At 66.4% G+C, this 17,769-nt stretch carries 19 protein-coding genes; 3 read left to right on the forward strand and 16 right to left on the reverse strand.

What is annotated here, in order from left to right; genetic code table 11:
* Window positions 1-83: 83 nt before the first annotated feature.
* The gene (gene yajC / locus NLR35_RS02465) at window positions 84-455 is read right to left on the reverse strand and encodes a preprotein translocase subunit YajC (RefSeq protein ID WP_257164962.1); all 372 of its coding nucleotides are present in this window, start codon (window positions 453-455) and stop codon (window positions 84-86) included.
* Window positions 456-659: 204 nt separating this feature from the next.
* Here yajC and NLR35_RS02470 point away from each other — a divergent pair, with 204 nt between their 5' ends.
* A complete protein-coding gene (locus tag NLR35_RS02470; RefSeq protein ID WP_257164963.1) occupies window positions 660-1,664 on the forward strand; it encodes an ATP-binding protein in 1,005 nt (334 codons plus the stop codon).
* A gap of 252 nt (window positions 1,665-1,916) precedes the next feature.
* On the opposite strand, the gene NLR35_RS02475 is transcribed toward NLR35_RS02470, so the two are convergent.
* The 3 genes from NLR35_RS02475 to NLR35_RS02485 form a co-directional block, all read right to left on the reverse strand.
* Window positions 1,917-3,380, reverse strand: a complete 1,464-nt coding sequence (locus NLR35_RS02475; RefSeq protein WP_257164964.1) for a LysM peptidoglycan-binding domain-containing M23 family metallopeptidase — start codon at window positions 3,378-3,380, stop codon at window positions 1,917-1,919.
* Between the two features lie 107 nt (window positions 3,381-3,487).
* A complete protein-coding gene (locus NLR35_RS02480; RefSeq protein WP_257164965.1) occupies window positions 3,488-4,135 on the reverse strand; it encodes a protein-L-isoaspartate(D-aspartate) O-methyltransferase in 648 nt (215 codons plus the stop codon).
* Window positions 4,136-4,164: 29 nt separating this feature from the next.
* Window positions 4,165-4,398 carry a hypothetical protein gene (locus NLR35_RS02485; protein ID WP_257164966.1) on the reverse strand — a complete coding sequence of 78 codons (234 nt, stop codon included), beginning with the start codon at window positions 4,396-4,398 and terminating at the stop codon, window positions 4,165-4,167.
* A gap of 11 nt (window positions 4,399-4,409) precedes the next feature.
* Between NLR35_RS02485 and NLR35_RS02490 the strand changes: the two genes are divergently transcribed.
* Window positions 4,410-4,793, forward strand: coding sequence for a response regulator (locus NLR35_RS02490; protein WP_006614340.1), 384 nt, complete (start codon window positions 4,410-4,412; stop codon window positions 4,791-4,793).
* Between the two features lie 37 nt (window positions 4,794-4,830).
* On the opposite strand, the gene surE is transcribed toward NLR35_RS02490, so the two are convergent.
* The 12 genes from surE to NLR35_RS02550 all read right to left on the reverse strand — a co-directional run bounded on the left by surE (window position 4,831) and on the right by NLR35_RS02550 (window position 17,298).
* Window positions 4,831-5,598: a 5'/3'-nucleotidase SurE gene (gene surE, locus NLR35_RS02495; RefSeq protein WP_257164967.1), complete on the reverse strand. Its 768-nt coding sequence runs from the start codon at window positions 5,596-5,598 to the stop codon at window positions 4,831-4,833.
* A gap of 93 nt (window positions 5,599-5,691) precedes the next feature.
* A complete protein-coding gene (locus NLR35_RS02500; protein ID WP_257165229.1) occupies window positions 5,692-6,045 on the reverse strand; it encodes a hypothetical protein in 354 nt (117 codons plus the stop codon).
* A 96-nt stretch (window positions 6,046-6,141) separates the two neighbouring features.
* The gene (gene serS, locus NLR35_RS02505; RefSeq protein WP_257164968.1) at window positions 6,142-7,467 is read right to left on the reverse strand and encodes a serine--tRNA ligase; all 1,326 of its coding nucleotides are present in this window, start codon (window positions 7,465-7,467) and stop codon (window positions 6,142-6,144) included.
* 127 nt (window positions 7,468-7,594) lie between these two features.
* Window positions 7,595-8,431: a twin-arginine translocase subunit TatC gene (gene tatC / locus NLR35_RS02510; protein WP_257164969.1), complete on the reverse strand. Its 837-nt coding sequence runs from the start codon at window positions 8,429-8,431 to the stop codon at window positions 7,595-7,597.
* Window positions 8,428-8,958, reverse strand: a complete 531-nt coding sequence (gene tatB / locus NLR35_RS02515; protein WP_257164970.1) for a Sec-independent protein translocase protein TatB — start codon at window positions 8,956-8,958, stop codon at window positions 8,428-8,430. The genes tatC and tatB overlap by 4 nt, the downstream gene beginning before the upstream one ends.
* 103 nt (window positions 8,959-9,061) lie before the next feature.
* Window positions 9,062-9,295, reverse strand: coding sequence for a twin-arginine translocase TatA/TatE family subunit (locus tag NLR35_RS02520; RefSeq protein WP_006614346.1), 234 nt, complete (start codon window positions 9,293-9,295; stop codon window positions 9,062-9,064).
* 280 nt (window positions 9,296-9,575) lie between these two features.
* Window positions 9,576-10,745 carry an SMC-Scp complex subunit ScpB gene (gene scpB, locus NLR35_RS02525; RefSeq protein ID WP_257164971.1) on the reverse strand — a complete coding sequence of 390 codons (1,170 nt, stop codon included), beginning with the start codon at window positions 10,743-10,745 and terminating at the stop codon, window positions 9,576-9,578.
* 19 nt (window positions 10,746-10,764) lie between these two features.
* Window positions 10,765-11,604, reverse strand: coding sequence for a ScpA family protein (locus NLR35_RS02530; protein WP_257164972.1), 840 nt, complete (start codon window positions 11,602-11,604; stop codon window positions 10,765-10,767).
* Entirely contained in the window at window positions 11,601-12,629 is a 1,029-nt protein-coding gene (gene nagZ, locus NLR35_RS02535; RefSeq protein ID WP_257164973.1) for a beta-N-acetylhexosaminidase, read from the reverse strand. Before nagZ ends, NLR35_RS02530 begins: the two co-directional genes overlap by 4 nt.
* Window positions 12,630-12,671: 42 nt before the next feature.
* On the reverse strand, window positions 12,672-14,231 hold the full coding sequence (locus tag NLR35_RS02540; RefSeq protein WP_257164974.1) for an SPOR domain-containing protein: 1,560 nt from the start codon (window positions 14,229-14,231) through the stop codon (window positions 12,672-12,674).
* A 95-nt stretch (window positions 14,232-14,326) separates the two neighbouring features.
* Window positions 14,327-16,123 (reverse strand): arginine--tRNA ligase, encoded by a 1,797-nt coding sequence (gene argS, locus NLR35_RS02545; protein ID WP_257164975.1) that lies wholly within the window; start codon window positions 16,121-16,123, stop codon window positions 14,327-14,329.
* Window positions 16,124-16,131: 8 nt separating this feature from the next.
* On the reverse strand, window positions 16,132-17,298 hold the full coding sequence (locus NLR35_RS02550) for a deoxyguanosinetriphosphate triphosphohydrolase (protein WP_257164976.1): 1,167 nt from the start codon (window positions 17,296-17,298) through the stop codon (window positions 16,132-16,134).
* A gap of 125 nt (window positions 17,299-17,423) precedes the next feature.
* On the opposite strand from NLR35_RS02550, the gene erpA reads away from it, so the two are divergent.
* On the forward strand, window positions 17,424-17,765 hold the full coding sequence (gene erpA / locus NLR35_RS02555) for an iron-sulfur cluster insertion protein ErpA (RefSeq protein ID WP_257165230.1): 342 nt from the start codon (window positions 17,424-17,426) through the stop codon (window positions 17,763-17,765).
* Window positions 17,766-17,769: the final 4 nt, after the last annotated feature.

Here is a 17,769-nt window from a genome sequence, read left to right on the forward strand (position 1 = left end):
TGTCCGTAAGGGCCGAAAGCCGGCCCGGGGAAATCAGAACATCAGATCAGGCGAAGGCCGCCTGTGCGCCGGCCGGGCAACGATCAGCTCGCGGCCTTCTCGTCCTTCTTGTCGTCCTTTGCGTCCGCCTTGGCGGGCTCGCCCTTGGTGCGCACGCCCGTGATCATCTGGCGCATCTGCCGGACGCGGACGCCATCGGCGATCTCGAACTCGACCTGGTCGTCATCGACGACCTTGGTGACCTTGCCGACCAGGCCGCCCTGCGTGACGATCGTGTCGCCGCGGCGGACGTTCTTGACGAGATCGGCGTGCTCTTTGACCTTCTTCTGCTGCGGCCGCAGGATCAGGAAGTACATGATCACGAAGATCAGCGCGAACGGCAGCAGCGACATCAGCATGCTGTTGGTGTCGCCACCAGCACCGGCGGCCTGGGCATAGGCGGGGGTAATCAGCATGCGGTCGATCCTCGTGGGCCAGTGCCCGGTGAGACGGAAATAGCCGGCGAACCACGCATTCTGTTGGCGCGGGCCGGCCTCTTGCGAATTTCGCGCGGAATATAGCGGCCGCGGTCCCAATAGCAAGGCGCACGGCCCCGCGATTTCGCCCCGCTTGCGGCGGCGGGCGCAGCCCGATATGGCTGCCCCATCAGGAACTTGCAGATGTCGAAAAAACCAGCCAAAGCCCCGCCCCGCCCCGCCGCCAAAGCAGCTCCCAAACCCGCCGCAAAAGGCTCCGCGCCCGCGCTGCGACGGCCCTCGAAGGTCGCGGCAAAACGTCCCGCCGGCCCCGCGCCCGACGAAACGCCCGAGCGGATCGCCTGCGCGCTGGAAGCGATTGCAGCGCATCTGGCGGCAACTCAAACGCGTGCCAAGCCGGCGCTGGACTGGAATGCAGCCGACGCGTTCGTCTGGCATCCGGACGGCCGGCTCTCGACGGTGCCGCGCGTCAGCCGCGTCGAGATCGACCTGCTCAAGGGCATCGACCGGATGCGCGACATCCTGATCGAGAACACCGAGCGCTTCGCCAACGGCCTGCCCGCCAACAACGCCCTGTTGTGGGGCGCGCGCGGCATGGGCAAGTCGTCGCTGGTGAAGGCCGCGCACGCCAACATCAACGTTGCGCGGCAGCCGGCCGACCGGCTGAAGCTGATCGAGATTCACCGCGAGGACATCGAGAGCCTGCCGGCGCTGATGGACATCCTGCGCGCCGCGCCGTTCCACTTCATCGTGTTCTGCGACGACCTGTCGTTCGACGGCAATGACGCGTCCTACAAGTCGCTCAAGGCCGTGCTCGAAGGCGGCATCGAGGGCCGTCCCGAGAACGTCATTCTCTACGCGACCTCGAACCGCCGCCATCTGCTGGCGCGCGATATGATCGAGAACGAGCGCTCGACCGCGATCAACCCGGGCGAGGCCGTCGAGGAAAAGGTCTCGCTGTCCGACCGCTTCGGCCTGTGGCTCGGCTTCCACCGCTGCAGCCAGGACGAATATCTGGCGATGGTCCGGGGCTATTGCAGCCATTTCGGCATTGCAGTCGACGAGGACGAGCTGCAGCGCGAGGCGCTGGAATGGTCGACGACGCGCGGCTCCCGCTCCGGCCGCGTCGCCTGGCAGTTCACGCAGGATCTCGCCGGTCGTCTCGGCGTGCGGCTGAGCGCGAAGTAACGGCGCGAACTGCGCCCGCCTCATCCTCTCTTGGTCATGCCCCGCGCAGGCGGGGCATCCAGTACGCCGAGGCGGTCGTGAGACTCAAGAAGCCGGTGTCGACTGGATCGCCCGCTGTCGCAGGCGATGACCAGCGAGCATATGGCAATCAGGCCGCCTCAAACTCCGTCATTGCGGCAACATCGCGCGCAAACGAAAAAGGGCTCGCCGATGGGCGAGCCCTCGAATTTTAGGACAAGGGGCGTCGACGCCTTACGCCCCGTTGAGGAATTGCAGCGGGTCAACCGGCGACGATCCCTTGCGGATCTCGAAGTGGAGCTGCGGCGATCCGACTTCTCCCGATTGACCCGACTTGGCAATGACCTGGCCGCGCTTGATCGGATCACCGCGCTTCACCATCAGCTCACTCGCATGGGCATATGCGGTGACGTAGCCGTTGGAATGCCGCACCAGGACCAGATTGCCATAACCCTTCAACTCGTTGCCGGCGTAAGCCACGACGCCATCCTCGGCGGCCTTCACCGGCGTGCCCTCGGGCACGGCGATGTTGATGCCGTCATTGGACTTGCCGTTGGTCTTGGCGCCGTAGCTCGTGATCACCTTGCCGCGCGCCGGCCAGCGGAAGGTCGGCAGCGAGCTGGTGGTCTCGGCCGGACGCGCCGGCTCCTCTTCCTTCTCGGGTGCCGGATTGGCCTGAGCCAGACGGGCACTCTGCACGGGGCCGGCAGCGGCCACCCGCGTGGTCGGCAGCGGGGCCGGCACGGTCGCAACCGCCTGGGGAACGGTTGCGACCGGAGCCACGGGCGCAGCAGCAACCGCTGCGGGCCTGCCAGGGACGGTCAGCCTGGCACCGAGCTTCAAGGGTGAAGCCTGATCGAGATTGTTGGCGCGGGCGAGCTCCGCCGCCGTGACGTGATTCTGGCGCGCGATGCTGGCGAGCGTTTCGCCGCGGTTGACGAAATGCACCGTGGACGGCGCCGCGGGCGCAGCCACCGCAACCGGCTTCGGCGCAACCATCGGCGCCGCGGCGGCGACGGGCTGCGCTGCCGGAGCAGCGGCGACGACCCCTGCTCCCGGATGCGGGATGATCAACTGCTGGCCGGGCGACAGCGCGCGCGGCCCCTTGTAGCCATTGGCCGCGAGGATTTCGGCCGGGGTCACGCGATAGCGCTTGGCGAGGATGTCGAGCGTATCACTGGTGCCGACGATGATCTTGGTACCGCCGGCAGGACGCGCGGCCGCGACCGAGCGCGGCGGCACGGCGCCGGTGGTCTCGAGCTGCGGCTGCGCCGGCGGCGCATAGGAACGCGCCGGCTGGGCATAGGCCTGCGGTGCTGGCGCTGGCGGAACGGGTGCCGGCGGCGCATACGATGCCACGCCGCGCCCGCCTCCGGATACGCCTCCGGCGCCACCGCCGGACGGATAAGACTGCGGCGCACCGACCACGGGCGGCGGCAAGGCCGAGGACGAATAGGCCGGCGCTGGCGCGGGCGCCGGAGTGTATGGCTGCTGGCTATATTGCTGATGCTGCCGAGCCGGCTGCGCCGGCACCGATCCGGTGGAATCGGAGGCAAACGGGTTCGAAAAGGGATTTTGCGTCTGGGACAGCCGCGTCGACATGTCGGCGCTGCAGCCGGCGACGCCGAACGACATCAGCGCCAGCGCCGCAACCTGCGGCAGGCGGCGCGAGCGAAGCAACTCGACGGTAGCGGGCATGGTTACTCACTCGTACGCAACAAACAACGAATTCGAGTAAACACAGCCGCGGTAAATAAGCGCTTAAGCCGCGAATAAAGCGTTGGCGGACTTGCTGATCCGCTCGTTTAAAGTTCGCGCGCAATCCCCGGAATTGCCGGCACAAATCGCACGTCGACGAGCTCTTTTCGTTCGAAATGATCGCCGCTTCGCGTCACCTTCACGAGGGTCTGCACACCGTGGGCGGGCCCCACCGGTGCGATCAGGATACCGTCGGGCTCCAGCCGGTCGAGCAGGCTCTGGGGAATTTCGTCCATCGCCGCGGTCACGATGATGCGGTCGAACTGGCCGGCGCCTGATGGCAGCGCGTAGCCATCCCCGAGCAGGACCTCGACGTTGAAGCAGTTCAGCTTCTCCAGCCGCTCCCGCGCCTTGTCGGCCAAGGTCCGGAATCGCTCCACCGTCAGCACGTTGGCGGTGAGCCGGGACAGTACGGCAGCCTGGTACCCCGAGCCGGTCCCGATCTCGAGCACGCGGTGGGTCTTCTGCAGCTTGAGCTGCTCAGTCATATAGGCGACCACGAAGGGCTGGCTGATGGTCTGCCCGCAGGCGATCGCCATGGCGCTGTCGCGGTAGGCGTCGGGCCGGTCGGCCGGCAGCACGAACTCCTCCCGCGGCACCTCCTCCATCGCGCGCAACACGGCCTGGTCGCTGATCCCGCGTCGCCGCAGGGTCAGCTGAAACATCATCTTTTCGGGCGGAGGTGTCGGGGGCATCGCCGTTTCGGTTGTTCGCCTGCACCAATTTAGATCATCACCAGCCTGTTGCGCAGCGAATTTCCGCACACCGCGGTGACTACGGGGGAAAGATCGCGATTGCTGACACAAAACCATTCCGACCAAGGAACCAGCGGCAACCGACTTCGTTCACCTTGCGGGACGATTTTGCCCACGCTGCGCGGAGACGACGTGCCAAGGACGACGTTGTTGACGTTGCGCTGCGAGCGGTTATTTGCGAGCGTCAAATTGAGTATGGGCAAGGACTGACATCATGACTGCACCGCGGCCGCCACGCGGCTCTGTGTTTCTGGTTGAAGACGAAGTCATGATCAGGATGATGGTGGCCGACATGCTCGAGGAGCTCGGCTACACCGTTGCGGCCGAGGCCGGCGAGATCGGCGAGGCGATGAAGCTGGCCGAGAGCACCTATTTCGACGTCGCGATCCTCGACGTCAACGTCAACGGCAAGGTGATCTCGCCGGTGGCCGATCTCATCAAGGCCCGCAACCGCCCCTTCATCTTCGCGACCGGATATGGCTCATCCGGGCTGCCCGAGGAATATCGCGACCGGCCTGCCCTGCAGAAGCCGTTTCAGCTGGAGACGCTGAGCAAGGCCATCGAGCACGCTCTTCGCAGCGCCGAGCCGCAAGGCTAGGAAGCCGGTCTGGCAAAGGCCGGCCTGAAGCCCGCGGTCAGCCGAGGATGTCCTTGAGCTTGCCGGAGAACGCCTCATCGGTGCGGTCGAGACGGAGCGGCGTCACCGACACGTAGTGCGCGGCCAGCGCCGCGAGATCCGTCCCCTCATCGGGAACGTCGAGGGCGGCAGCGCGATCAAAACCGATCCAGAAATACGGATTGCCGCGCCCGTCGCGGCGCTCATCGACCTTCAAGAAACCGAGATTGCGCTTGCCCTGGCGGGTGACGACGATGCCGCGGACCTCGTCGGGCGCGCAGGATGGGAAGTTGACGTTGATGACAGTGTTCTTCGGCACGCCCGCGTCCAGCACCTTGCGGATGATCTGCGGGCCGAACTTCAGCGCGGTATCCCAGGACGGCTTGTCGCGCGTCGCGATGCTGAACTCCTGCGACAGCGCGAAGGACGGCAGGCCGAGGATTGTGCCTTCGAGGGCACCGGCGATGGTGCCGGAATAAACCACGTCCTCGGCAACGTTGCGGCCCTTGTTGACCCCGGACAGCACCAGATCCGGACGCTTCTCTCCGAGGATGTGCCGGGCGCCCATGATCACGCAGTCGGTCGGCGTGCCGCGGACCGCGAAATGCCGGGGACCAACCTCGCGCAGCCGCAGCGGATCGTTCAGCGACAACGAATGCGACACGCCGGACTGGTCGAGCTCGGGGGCGACGATCCAGACGTCGTCGGACAGCGCGCGCGCGATCTCCTCGATCACCTTCAGGCCGGGCGCGTGGATCCCGTCGTCATTGGTGCAGAGAATCCGCATGGCCGCCCTTCCATCCCGTTCAAGACATTGCCGGCGTGTCTTAACCGCTGCGCAGTATCGAGGCAAACCGGCTGACAGGGCTGCCTCAGCGACTCACGACCGGACGCGCCACTGCGGCAGGAACCTCGCGAGTTTGCCGCCGGCGCCGAGCCGGAGCGGGACTGCGGAGGTGGAAGATCCGTTGGGCGCTTTCGGCGCAGGCGCCGCCGCTGCAGCCTCGGGCCGCGGCTCCGCTGGAAACCGGGCCCGCGCGACGTTCAGCGCCTTCTCGAAGTCAGCCGCGTTGAACCATGGTTGAGGGCTGAGAGCCTCTGCCAAGCCGTCATCCCACACCGCCGCACGAGCGACGTCGAACGCGCCCTTGAGGCGCTGATCGACCGCCTGGATGCCGGAGCCGGTGACGGCCCATTGCCGCCCAATCCAGAAAATATCCCGATGCAGGGCCATGGCGCCCACTCTGAAAAGCAGCCGCTGAACAGCATCGAGCATACGGATAGGCGGACGCCGCGCAAGCGGCGACCGCGCTTGGATGGAGTTCGCCGCCTACTGAGCAGCGACCACCTTGAGGCCGCCCATATAGGGTTGCAGCACGTCGGGCACGGCAATCGAGCCGTCCGCCTGCTGATAGGTCTCCATGACCGCGATCAGCGCCCGGCCGACGGCGGTGCCGGAGCCGTTCAATGTGTGCACGAAGCGCGGCTTGCCGTCGCTGCCGCGATAGCGCGCGTCCATGCGGCGGGCCTGGAAGTCGCCGCAGACCGAACAGCTCGAGATCTCCCGGAAGGCGCCGCCGTCACCCTGCCCGGGCATCCAGACCTCGATGTCGTAGGTCTTCTGCGACGAGAAGCCCATGTCGCCGGTGCACAGCGTGATGACGCGATAATGCAGATCGAGCCGGCGCAGCACCTCCTCGGCGCAGGCCAGCATGCGCTCGTGCTCGTCCTTGCTGGTCTCCGGCGTGGTGATCGACACCAGCTCAACCTTGGTGAACTGGTGCTGACGGATCATGCCGCGGGTATCGCGTCCGGCCGCACCGGCTTCCGCGCGGAAGCACGGCGTCAGCGCGGTGAGCCGCATCGGCAGCTCCTTCTCGTCGACGATCGATTCGCGCACGAGATTGGTCAGCGCGACCTCGGCGGTGGGAATGAGGCCGAGCCGATCGGTCTTCAGACGCTCATCGGGCGCGATGAGCAGTTCACCCCTCACGGCCCAGAACTGATCGTCTTCGAATTTCGGCAGCTGTCCGGTGCCGAACATCACGTCGTTGCGCACCAGCAGCGGCGGATTGATCTCGGTGTAGCCATGCTCGGTCGTGTGCAGGTCGAGCATGAACTGCCCGATCGCGCGCTCGAGCCGTGCCAGCCCCTTCTTCAGCACAACGAACCGCGCGCCCGACAGCCTCGCCGCCGATTCGAAGTCCATGCCGAGAGCGGTGCCGATGTCGTCATGCGGCTTCGGGGCGAAGGCGTAGTTGCGCTTGGCGCCGAACACGTGACGCTCGACATTGTCGTGCTCGTCCTTGCCGTCGGGCACTTCGTCGAGCGGCAGATTGGGGATCGCGGACAGTTCGCGCGCGAGCTCCTCGTCGGCCTGCTTCGCAGCAGCTTCCAGCTCCGGCATCGTCGTCTTGAGCTTGGCGACCTCCTCCATCAGCGCGGACGCGCGCGAATCGTCCTTGGCCTTCTTGGCCTCGCCGATCTCCTTGGAGGCCGCGTTGCGCCGGGCCTGCGCCTGCTCGGAGGCCAGGATCGCGGCACGCCGCCGCTCGTCGATGGCGAGCAGCTGCGACGACAGCGGCGCGAGACCCCGGCGCGTCAGCGCCGCATCGAAACCTTGCGGATTGTCGCGGATCGATTTGATGTCGTGCATGGTCGTTCGGTCCTGGGAACGAAAAGACAGGGGCGAGTCGCCGCGGCATCCGCGGGCGCGCATGCACTACCGCGAATGGCCGCCGATGGGAACAGGCGCCCGGGCGAACCCGGGCAACCTGATCGCCCTATTCTGACGGGTTGGCCGGCAGATTGCCCGAGCCCGACGATGAGTCGGCTCCGGACTTGTCGGAACCGGACTTGGCCGCAGCCGCCTGCTTCTCGACAATGCCGACCGCGATGATCGCGCCTTCATAGAGCGCCAGCAGCGGCAGCGCCAGCGAAGCCTGGCTCAGCACGTCCGGCGGCGTCAGCACGGCGGCAATGATGAAGGCGATGACGATGAAATAGCGCCGCTTCTCCTTCAGCATCTGCGAGGTGACGATGCCGATCCGGCCGAGCAGGGTCAGGATCACCGGCAGCTGGAAGGCGATGCCGAAGGCGAAGATCAGCGACATCATCAGCGAAAGATACTCGCCGACCTTGGGCATCAATGCGATCTGCGCCGTCTCGGGACCGCCGAGCTGCTGCATGCCGAGCGAGAAGCGCACGATCATCGGCCACACCGCAAAATAGACCAGCATGGCGCCGAGGACGAAGAAGACGGGTGTCGCGATCAGATAGGGCAGGAACGCATTGCGTTCGTGGCGGTACAGCCCGGGCGCGACGAACTTGTAGATCTGCGTCGCGATGATCGGGAACGAGATGAAGCCCGCGCCGAACATCGCGAGCTTGAGCTGCGTGACGAAATATTCGAGCAGCTGCGTGTAGATGAACTTGCTGTTCTCCGGTCCCGCGACCCAGACGAACGGCAGCACCAGGATGTTGTAGATCTGCTTGGCGAACAAGAAGCAGAAGATGAACGCTAGGCCGAAGCCGAGCAGCGCCTTGATCAGACGCGACCGCAGCTCGATCAGATGGTCCATCAATGGGGCTTTGCTGGCCTCGATGTCTTCGGCGCTCATGACGCTTTGGCGTCCTTCAGACGTTCGGCCTCAGAAGACGCGGCCGGATCGGCGGGCTGCGGCTCGGGCTTGATCTCGCGCACGATGGCCAGCGGCTCGCTGACGGCCTGATGCGCCTCGGCTTCCACGAAGGTTTCCGGAGTCGGAGGCACAGGTGTGGTCGGGGTGACGGGCGTCTCGGCGGAAGCCACCGGCTCCGGCGAGGTCGGAATGATCGGCTCTGCGGGCTTGTCCACGCCCTCGATGTCGAGCGCCTTGTCGACGTCACGCTGCAGCGACGACATCATGCCGCTCGGGGAGAAGCCGCTCGCGGCCTCCTTGACCTCGTCGAAGCTCTTCTTGAGGTCGGCCATCTCGGCCTCGCGCATGGCTTCCTGGAACTGGCCCTGGAATTCGGACGCCATCCGGCGGGCCTTGCCCATCCACTGCCCGACCATGCGCAGAACGCCCGGAAGCTCCTTGGGGCCGATCGCAATCAGCGCGACGACCCCAATGACGAGCAGCTCACTCCACCCGATATCGAACATCTAACAATCCGCCTACGCGACGACGTCTCTGGTCCCGCCCTGCCCCGTCCGAGCAGGTCCACCCTTGCGGGAGCGCGCGCCGCCCGCGCCCTTCACGCGCAGATCAAACGGCTTTGCTGCCGACATCCGTGCGGGTGGCCGAAGGCGTGGCGCCGTGATCGATCGACTTGACCGGCTCGGTCTTCTCCGGCGCCTTGTCGTCGTCCTGCATGCCCTTCTTGAAGGCCTTGATGCCCTGCGCGACGTCGCCCATCAGATCGGAGATCTTGCCGCGCCCGAACAACAGCAGGACGACCGCGATCACCACGATCCAGTGCCAAATGCTAAGCGAACCCATCCTGCAACCCTCCAAACACCGGCGCAGCCTTCCCTCAGCTGCCCGTCGACGCTACCGCCGAAACCGCGCCATATCCATGGGCTTGGCCGCGACACTTCGCTTCTAGCATTCGATTGCGAAACAGCAACGAACACCATGCGGCTGGGGCCGAAAACAGCGCGCGGATAGCCCGATCTGGGGCGGAAGGTAGGCGTCGCCGCCCCCAAAAACAAGCACTTAAGCTCCGGCAAATCGCGGCCGGAGCTACGTAATAACGCGAGTGTTAACGCCGCACCGGCCGTTACGCCTCTCGGTCCGGCGAGCCATCCTCGTCGGTATCGCGGTCACCCTCGCCGGCCTCGGCATCGCCCTCGGCGTCATCGTCGATATCGGACTCGGTGTCGTTCTCCTCCGCCGAAGCGTCGGCCAGCTCAGCAACAGCCTCTTGCTCCTGCTCGGCCGCGACGTCCTCGACTTCGCCCTCCTCGACGTCGAGTTCCTCGTCGTCAAGCTCCTCGACCTCGAGGCCCGTCTCGCTGGTTTCAGCGTCCACCTCGACGGTCGATATCTCCAGATCACCGACGGCAACATGCGACGAAGTCTCGTCATCCAGAACGGCAGCCTCAGCTTCCGCGATTCCGGCCTCCGCGACACCGGCCTCTGCGGTATCGAGCAGCGTTTCGACGGAACCGGTGTCGACAAAGCCCGTCTCGGCGACGGCCGTTTCCGCCTCGGACGTCTCCGCCTCTGCCGCTTTTGCTTCGCCCGGCTCGGCCTCGACTGCGGGCGCCAGCGCCAGGTCGAGATCGCCCGGATCCAACGGCTCCTCGTCCTCGCGCAGCGTCGGATCGTCCGACGGCGTCGGAACGGTAAAGCCGGTCGGCAGCCGCGAATCCAGCAGGCCTGTGCCCTTCAGCTCTTCGAGGCCCGGCAGATCGCCGAGGGTCTCCAGGCTGAACTGCGCGAGGAACGCGTCGGTGGTGCCGAAGGTGAGCGGCCGGCCCGGCGTCTTGCGCCGCCCACGCGGCTTGATCCAGCCGGTCTCCAGCAGCACGTCGAGCGTGCCCTTGGAGGTCACCACGCCACGGATCTCTTCGACCTCGGCGCGCGTCACCGGCTGGTGATAGGCAACGATGGCAAGCACTTCGATCGCCGCGCGCGACAGCTTGCGGGTCTCGGTGCTCTCGCGCGTCATCAGCCAGGCCAGATCGCCCGCGGTGCGGAACGTCCATTTGCTGGCCACGCGCACGAGATTGACGCCGCGATTGGCGTACTCCGCCTGCAGCTGCGCCAGCGCGGCCTTGATATCGACACCTTCAGGCATACGCTTGGCAAGCGTCGCCTGCTCGAGCGGCTCGGCCGAGGCAAACAGCAGCGCCTCCAGGATGCGCAACTCTTCGGGGCGCACCTCAGGCTCGCTCGTCGCGATCTCGTCGGGCTCTTCCATCCGCAGTTCCGCCAAGCTTGCCATGGCAGGGTCTCCTTCTTCGTTACTCAACCGTCAAGTCCGGCGCAGCCATGGCGCCGGGCTGGTTCGGTGGACGCTTACGAAAATACAGCGGCGCGAACGCCTGCTTCTGGTTCAGTTCGAGCTTGCCTTCGCGGACCAGCTCCAGCACGGCCGCGAAGCTCGAGGCGAAGACGGTGGCCTTTTGCGTGGGCTCGGGCACATAGGTCAGCAGATAGTCGTCGAGACATCCCCAGTCGTCGGAGACCTCGGTCATCCCGACCAGCCGTTCGAGCGTCGCGCGCGCCTCGGCGAGCGACCAGACGTTGCGCTTGGCCATATGGACCGAGGTCACGACCCGCGCCTGGCGCTGGATGGCGTAGGCCGACAGCAGGTCGAACAGCGTCGCCGTGAACTTCGGCTTGCGGACCTCGGCGATCGTCTCGGGATTGCCGCGCGGGAACACGTCACGCTGGAACTGCGGCCGGTTCATCAGGCGGTTGGCGGCCTCGCGGATCGCCTCCAGCCGGCGCAGCCGGTTGGCCAGCGCAGTCGCCATCTCCTCGGCGCTCGGGCCCTCCTGCGCCGGCGGCTCCGGCAGCAGCAGGCGCGATTTCAGGAAGGCGAGCCACGCCGCCATGACCAGATAGTCGGCCGCCAGCTCGAGCCGGATCTTGCGCGCGGCTTCGATGAACTGGAGATACTGGTCGGCCAAAGCCAGGATCGAGATCTTGGCAAGGTCGACCTTCTGCTGCCGCGCCAGCGCGAGCAGCAGGTCGAGCGGGCCCTCATAGCCCTCGACGTCGACGACCAACGCCGGTTCGGCCTCGGCCAGCTCCGTCGTGGGACGGCCGGTTTCAAACGACAGAATTTCAGCGGTCATGCGCTCGCGGGTCCCAACCGGTTGATCAGGGCGTCGAGCTCGGCGCGCGCAGCGCTGCGGTCGAAGCCCGTGGGTGCCTTGCGCGCTGCCAGCGCGCGATCGGCGCGGATCAAAGCCTGGCCGGTCAATTCCGGCGTCTCGGCCGCGACGGCCTGCATCTCGTCGAGCTTGCCGTTGCAATGCAGAACCATGTCGCAGCCCGCCGCGACGATCGCGCGCGTGCGCTCGGCGATCGAGCCGGCCAAAGCGTTCATGGAAACGTCATCACTCATCAACAAACCCTGGAACCCGATCCGCTCGCGAATCACCCGCTGGATCATTGTCGCAGAAGTCGTGGCCGGATGGGCGGCGTCGATCGCGCTAAACACAACATGTGCAGTCATCGCCATCGGCAGGTCCGCGAGCGGCCTGAACGCGGCGAAATCGGTGGCATCGAGCTCGGATTCCGGAGTGTCCACGGTCGGCAGCCGATGGTGGCTGTCGGCGGTGGCGCGGCCATGGCCGGGGATGTGCTTGAGCACCGGCAGCACCCCGCCCTGCTCCAGCCCCTCCGTCACCGCCCGGGCAATGGCCGCCACCTTGGCCGGATTCGTGCCATAGGCCCGGTCCCCGATTACCGCATCGGCGCCGGCGATGGGGACGTCGGCCAGCGGCAGGCAGTCGACGGTAATCCCCAGGCTGTGCAGATCGTCGGCGATCAGGCGGGCGCTGAGCCAGGCGGCGCGGAGGCCTGCGGCCGAATCAAGGTCGTAGAGACGGTCGAACACGATACCGGCGGGATAGGCCGGCCAGTGCGGCGGGCCCAGGCGCTGCACCCGACCGCCCTCCTGGTCGATCAGGACCGGGGCGTCGGCCCGCCCCTGGCAATCGCGCAATTCCTGAACCAAGGCAGTCACTTGGGCCGGCGACTGGACGTTGCGCTTGAACAGGATGAAGCCCCAGGGCTTCGCATCCCGGATGAACGCGCGCTCGGCGTCGGTGAGGTCAGGGCCGGAGATGCCGGTAATGAAAGCCCGCATGGTCATGCGGGCCGCATAGACCCCGCCTCGGGGTCGGTCAAGCGAGCCTTAATTGTTGCTAAACGGGAAACACTGTCCGCCGGCAGTTTTCAACGTTCCGCACATCTTGTTGGCCTCTTCCTTCGTCGCGAAGGGCCCGACGGCGGCGCGATACTTGACACCGCCCTTTTCACCCAGATCCATCCGCTTGATGATCGGCTCATATTTGCCGAGCACGGCGCCGTATTTGTCCTGCACCGACTTGTACGACGTCATCGCCTCGGCTTCGCTGGCCTGCGACGAGATCGAGACCAGATAGCCGCCGGTGCGCTCGGTCTGGGTCTGTTCGGTGACCGGAACGGCCGTCGCGATGCGTGCGGGCGTCGGCGCCGCGGCAGGCTGCGGGGTCAGCGGCATCGGGCTGTCCGTCGCCGCCGAGGCATTGGCATTCGCCGGCGATTTGCGGCCCTTCGTTGCCGCCGCCTTGGTGGCCGGCGCGGCCGGCATCGGCGCATCCGTTGCGGGCGGCGGATTGCCTCCGGTGACGGAGAGCGTCTTGATCGGACGCGGATCACTGTTGGGCAGCGTGCCATTGGCGTTGGCGATCTGCGCCGGCGTGACACTCGGCATGCTCGCCGGCGGGGGCGATCCGTTCTGGCTCATCTGCGGAAACACCACGCGCGGATTGCCGCCGCCGCGGGTGTTCAGATCCATCGGGGCTTCCTCGCGGGACACCAGCTTCTCGCCGCCATCATTGCCGAGCAGCCGATCCGGCACCTTCGGCGTGGTATCCTGCTGCGCCATGATCTTGGTCGGGCTGTTGTCGGCCCGGATGATCGGCGGCTCGCCGGTGCGCGCCGAGGAGATGTAGGTCTTGTAGCCATAGGCGCCCCCGGTGCCGACCACCGCGAGCGTGAGCACCGCGAGCACCGTGCTCATGCCGCTGCGCCGCCGGGGCCGCTCCTCTTCCTCGCCCTCGTCGTAGCCGTCCTGATAGCCGTATTGGCCGTCCTGGAAACCATCGTCGCCCTGGAAGCCCTGCTGTCCGCCGCCCATCTGGCCGAACAGCGCATCGTCATAGCGCGACGAATCGGGCTCGTTGTCGTCGAAGCCGTTGCCACGGTCGTAGTCGCGCTCATTCTCCGCGAAGCCATGCCGGGAGTCGCCGACGCTGTAATCGAGCTTCGAGAGCTGATCGGCAAACTCGGCATTGGGAAAGCCGGGCTGCGGCCGAGGTGCTGCGGCAGGCGCGAAATCCTGTTCCGGGAAGGCCGGCTGAGCACGCGGATCCTGGTAGCCGGCCGGAAACGACGGCGGCGCCGGCGCGGGCTGCTGAGGCTCACGCCCCATGTCGGCAAACGGGTTGGCTGCGGCCGGCTGGGCACGCTGCATCCAGGCCGGCGCACCGGCCGGCGGCATGCCGGGTGCGGGCTGCTCGGGAACCGGCGCCGCGGGCCGGGCCGTCGGCCGCGGCTGGGCCTGGGGGGTGCCCCGGCCAGACTGTGCGAAGGGGTCGTTCTGTCCGATCAGGCGGGCGAGCTCAGCGAGCGGATCGGCATCGGCCGACTGGTTTCCACCGCGGCCAAAACCATCAGCGGGAAAGGGTCTGTCCTGGTAACGATCAGCCATCGTGATGAAGCGTCCCTGCGGGTGAGCCGCATATGCGTCCTAAGGCGGACCCTGCCAGATTGAGGCCCCCAACTGAAGTCGCGTGTTTCCCCCAATCAGCGCATTGCATCAGGAGCATTAACGCCCAAGATCGCAAGTCCCGACGCCAGTACCGAGACGACGCCCTGAACCATGGCCAAGCGTGCCTTGGTCAATTCTGCATCATCATCGATAATGAAGCGTAAATAGGGCAAATCCCGCCCCCGAGTCCAGTGGGCGTGAAATTCACTTGCAAGTTCATAGAGGTAGAAGGCGATCCGGTGCGGCTCATGCGCCAGGGCCGCGCTCTCCACCGTACGTGGGTAGAGCGCCAGCCGTTTCAAGAGGTCGTGTTCGAACGAGTCGGAAAGCCGCTCGAGATTGGCCTCGCGCAGAAACGCCAGCCGGGCGCCCTCCTCTTCCGGAAGCTCCGGGACCTTGTCGCGGGCATTGCGGAACACCGAGTAGCCCCGCGCGTGACCATACTGAACATAGAAGACCGGATTGTCGCGCGACTGCTCGATGACCTTGGCGAGGTCGAAATCGAGCACGGCGTCATTCTTGCGGTAGAGCATCATGAAACGGACCGCATCGCGCCCCACTTCATCAACAACTTCCCGCAAGGTGACGAAGTCGCCGGAGCGCTTCGACATCTTCACCGGCTCGCCATTGCGCAGCAGCTTGACGAGCTGCACGACCTTGACGTCGAGCGTGGCCTGCGCCGCGGTCACGGCTTTGACCGCCGCCTGCATGCGCTTGATGTAGCCGCCGTGATCGGCGCCGAACACGTCGATGAGATCGGCGAAGCCGCGCTCGAACTTGTGCCGGTGGTTCGCGATGTCGGAGGCGAAGTAGGTGTAGCTGCCGTCCGACTTGATCAGCGGACGATCGACGTCGTCGCCGAAGGAGGTGGCGCGGAACAGGAGCTGCTCGCGATCCTCCCAGTCCTCGACGGGTGCCCCCTTCGGCGGCGGCAGGCGGCCCTCATAAACATCGCCGCGTCCGCGCAGGAATTCGATGGTCTCGGCGACCTTGTTGGTCGCCCCCGCAATCAGCGACCGCTCCGAAAAGAACACGTCGTGACGAATGTTGAGTGCGGCGAGATCGTCCTTGATCTCGGCCATCATCATCGCGATCGCCTTGTCGCGCACGATCGGCAACCACTCGGCCTCCGGCATCGCCTTCAGCCTGTCGCCGTGCTCGGCCTTCAGCGCCTGCCCGACCGGCTTCAGATAGTCGCCGGGATAGAGCCCGTCCGGAATCGCGCCGATGTCCTCGCCGAGGGCCTCGCGATATCGAAGGAAGGCAGAGCGTGCGAGCACGTCGACCTGCGCGCCGGCGTCGTTGATGTAGTACTCGCGGGTGACGTCGCGGCCGGCGAACTGCAACAGGCTGCACAGCGCGTCGCCGAACACGGCGCCACGGCAATGGCCGACATGCATCGGCCCGGTCGGATTGGCCGAGACGTATTCGACGTTGACCTTCGGCGCGCCCGGCACCGGCGCAACGCGGCCGTAATCCGCGCCCTCGCGCAGGATCGTGCCGAGCGCCTTGGCCCAGACGGTCGGCTGCAGCGTAAGATTGATGAAGCCGGGGCCCGCGACGTCGACCTTCGCGACGAGGGCGTCGGCGCGCAGCCGCTCGGCGATGACATCGGCGAGATCGCGCGGCTTGGACTTCGCCTCCTTCGCCAGCACCATCGCGGCGTTGGTGGCCATGTCGCCATGGCTCGGATCGCGCGGCGGCTCGACCACCACGCGCGAGAAATCGATGCCCTCGGGCCAGCCGCCATCCTTGGCGAGCGCGGCGCAGATGGCGTGCACGCGGGCCAGCATGTCGGCAAAAAGATAGGGGGTGGACGCTTGTTCAACCATGCCGCCGCCTAACGCAAATCCGGAGTCGAGTCAAAAAGCCGGTGGTGCTCGGTTAACGCGAAACGGTCGGTCATTCCGGCGATAAAGTGGCCGATCCGGCGCGCCCGATCGCCCTCTCCTTGGCAGCCGTCGAGCCAGCCGGCCGGCAAGGTCGCTCCGTCTTTCTGATAGCGGCCGAAGAGATCCTCGACGATGCGCTCGGCGTCGCGCATCACGCGCATCACCCGCTCGTGGCGATACATCCGCTGCCAGAGAAACGCCTTGATGGTCGCCTCGTGCTCGGCGACCTCGGCGGGAAACGCCACCAGAGCCCCCGTGTGGCGCCTGACGTCATGCGGCGAAACCGGCTTCACCTGGGCGATCCGGCGTTCGGCCTCGGCCGCGACGGCCGCGATCAGATAGGAGATCAGCTCGCGCACCAGCTCCGCCCCGCGCCGGATGGGGTCGAGCGCCGGATAGTGCCTGTCGATCTCCTCGATCATCGCGGCAAGCAGCGGAACCTGCTTGAGGTCGTCGACCACGAACAGGCCCGCGCGCAGCCCGTCGTCGATGTCGTGGGCGTCATAGGCGATGTCGTCGGCCAGCGCGGCGACCTGGGCCTCGAGCGAGGCGTAGCTCCATAGCTCCAGGTCGAAGCCGGCGTTGAACTCGGCGATTCCCGCCGGGATGGTCCCCTGCAACGGGCCGTTGTGCTTGACGATGCCTTCGAGCGATTCCCAGGTCAGGTTGAGCCCATCGAAATCCGGATAGCGCTGCTCGAACGAGGTTACGATGCGCAATGTCTGGGCATTGTGGTCGAAGCCGCCATGGTCGGCCATGCAGCGGTTGAGCGCGCGCTCCCCGGCATGGCCGAACGGCGGATGGCCAAGATCATGCGCCAAGGCCAGCGTCTCGGTCAGGTCCTCGTCGAGGCCGAGCTGGCGGGCCAGCGCGCGGGCGATCTGGGCGACTTCCAAAGAATGGGTCAGGCGGGTGCGGTAGTGGTCGCCTTCGTGGAAGACGAACACCTGGGTCTTGTGCTTCAGCCTGCGGAAGGCGGTGGAATGGATCACCCGGTCGCAATCCCGGCGGAACGGGCTGCGGGTGCGCGACGGCGGCTCGGCGAACAGGCGGCCCCGGCTGCGATCCGGATCGCAGGAAAAGGGAGCGCGGGGGGCAGCCATTCCGACCGACACGGGCGATTGTTCCTTTTGCGGTTTGATTCCTCAGGCGAGCCCACTTAACTATGGGGAGTGCCCGAGACCAAATGAATAGGGCATGACGCGCTATCCGGAGACCTCCTGCCATGACTGATGCCTCGATGACCGACGCCGCGACCGGCCCCGTCACCATCAGCGAACGCGCCGCCCGCCGCATCGGCGAGATTCTCGGCAAGGAAGCGGCCGGCGCGATGCTGCGCATCTCGGTCGAGGGCGGCGGCTGCTCCGGCTTCCAGTACAAGTTCGACGTCGATCGCGCCAAGGCCGAGGACGATCTCGTGATCGAGCGCGACCGCGCCGTGGTGCTGGTCGATCCGGCCTCGGTGCCGTTCCTGGCGGGCTCGGAGGTCGACTTCGTCGACGACCTGATGGGCGCCTCGTTCCGGATCAACAATCCCAACGCCACCGCCTCCTGCGGCTGCGGCACCAGCTTCTCGATCTGACGGG

The organism is Bradyrhizobium sp. SRS-191 (genome assembly GCF_024586915.1).
GTDB lineage: Bacteria > Pseudomonadota > Alphaproteobacteria > Rhizobiales > Xanthobacteraceae > Bradyrhizobium.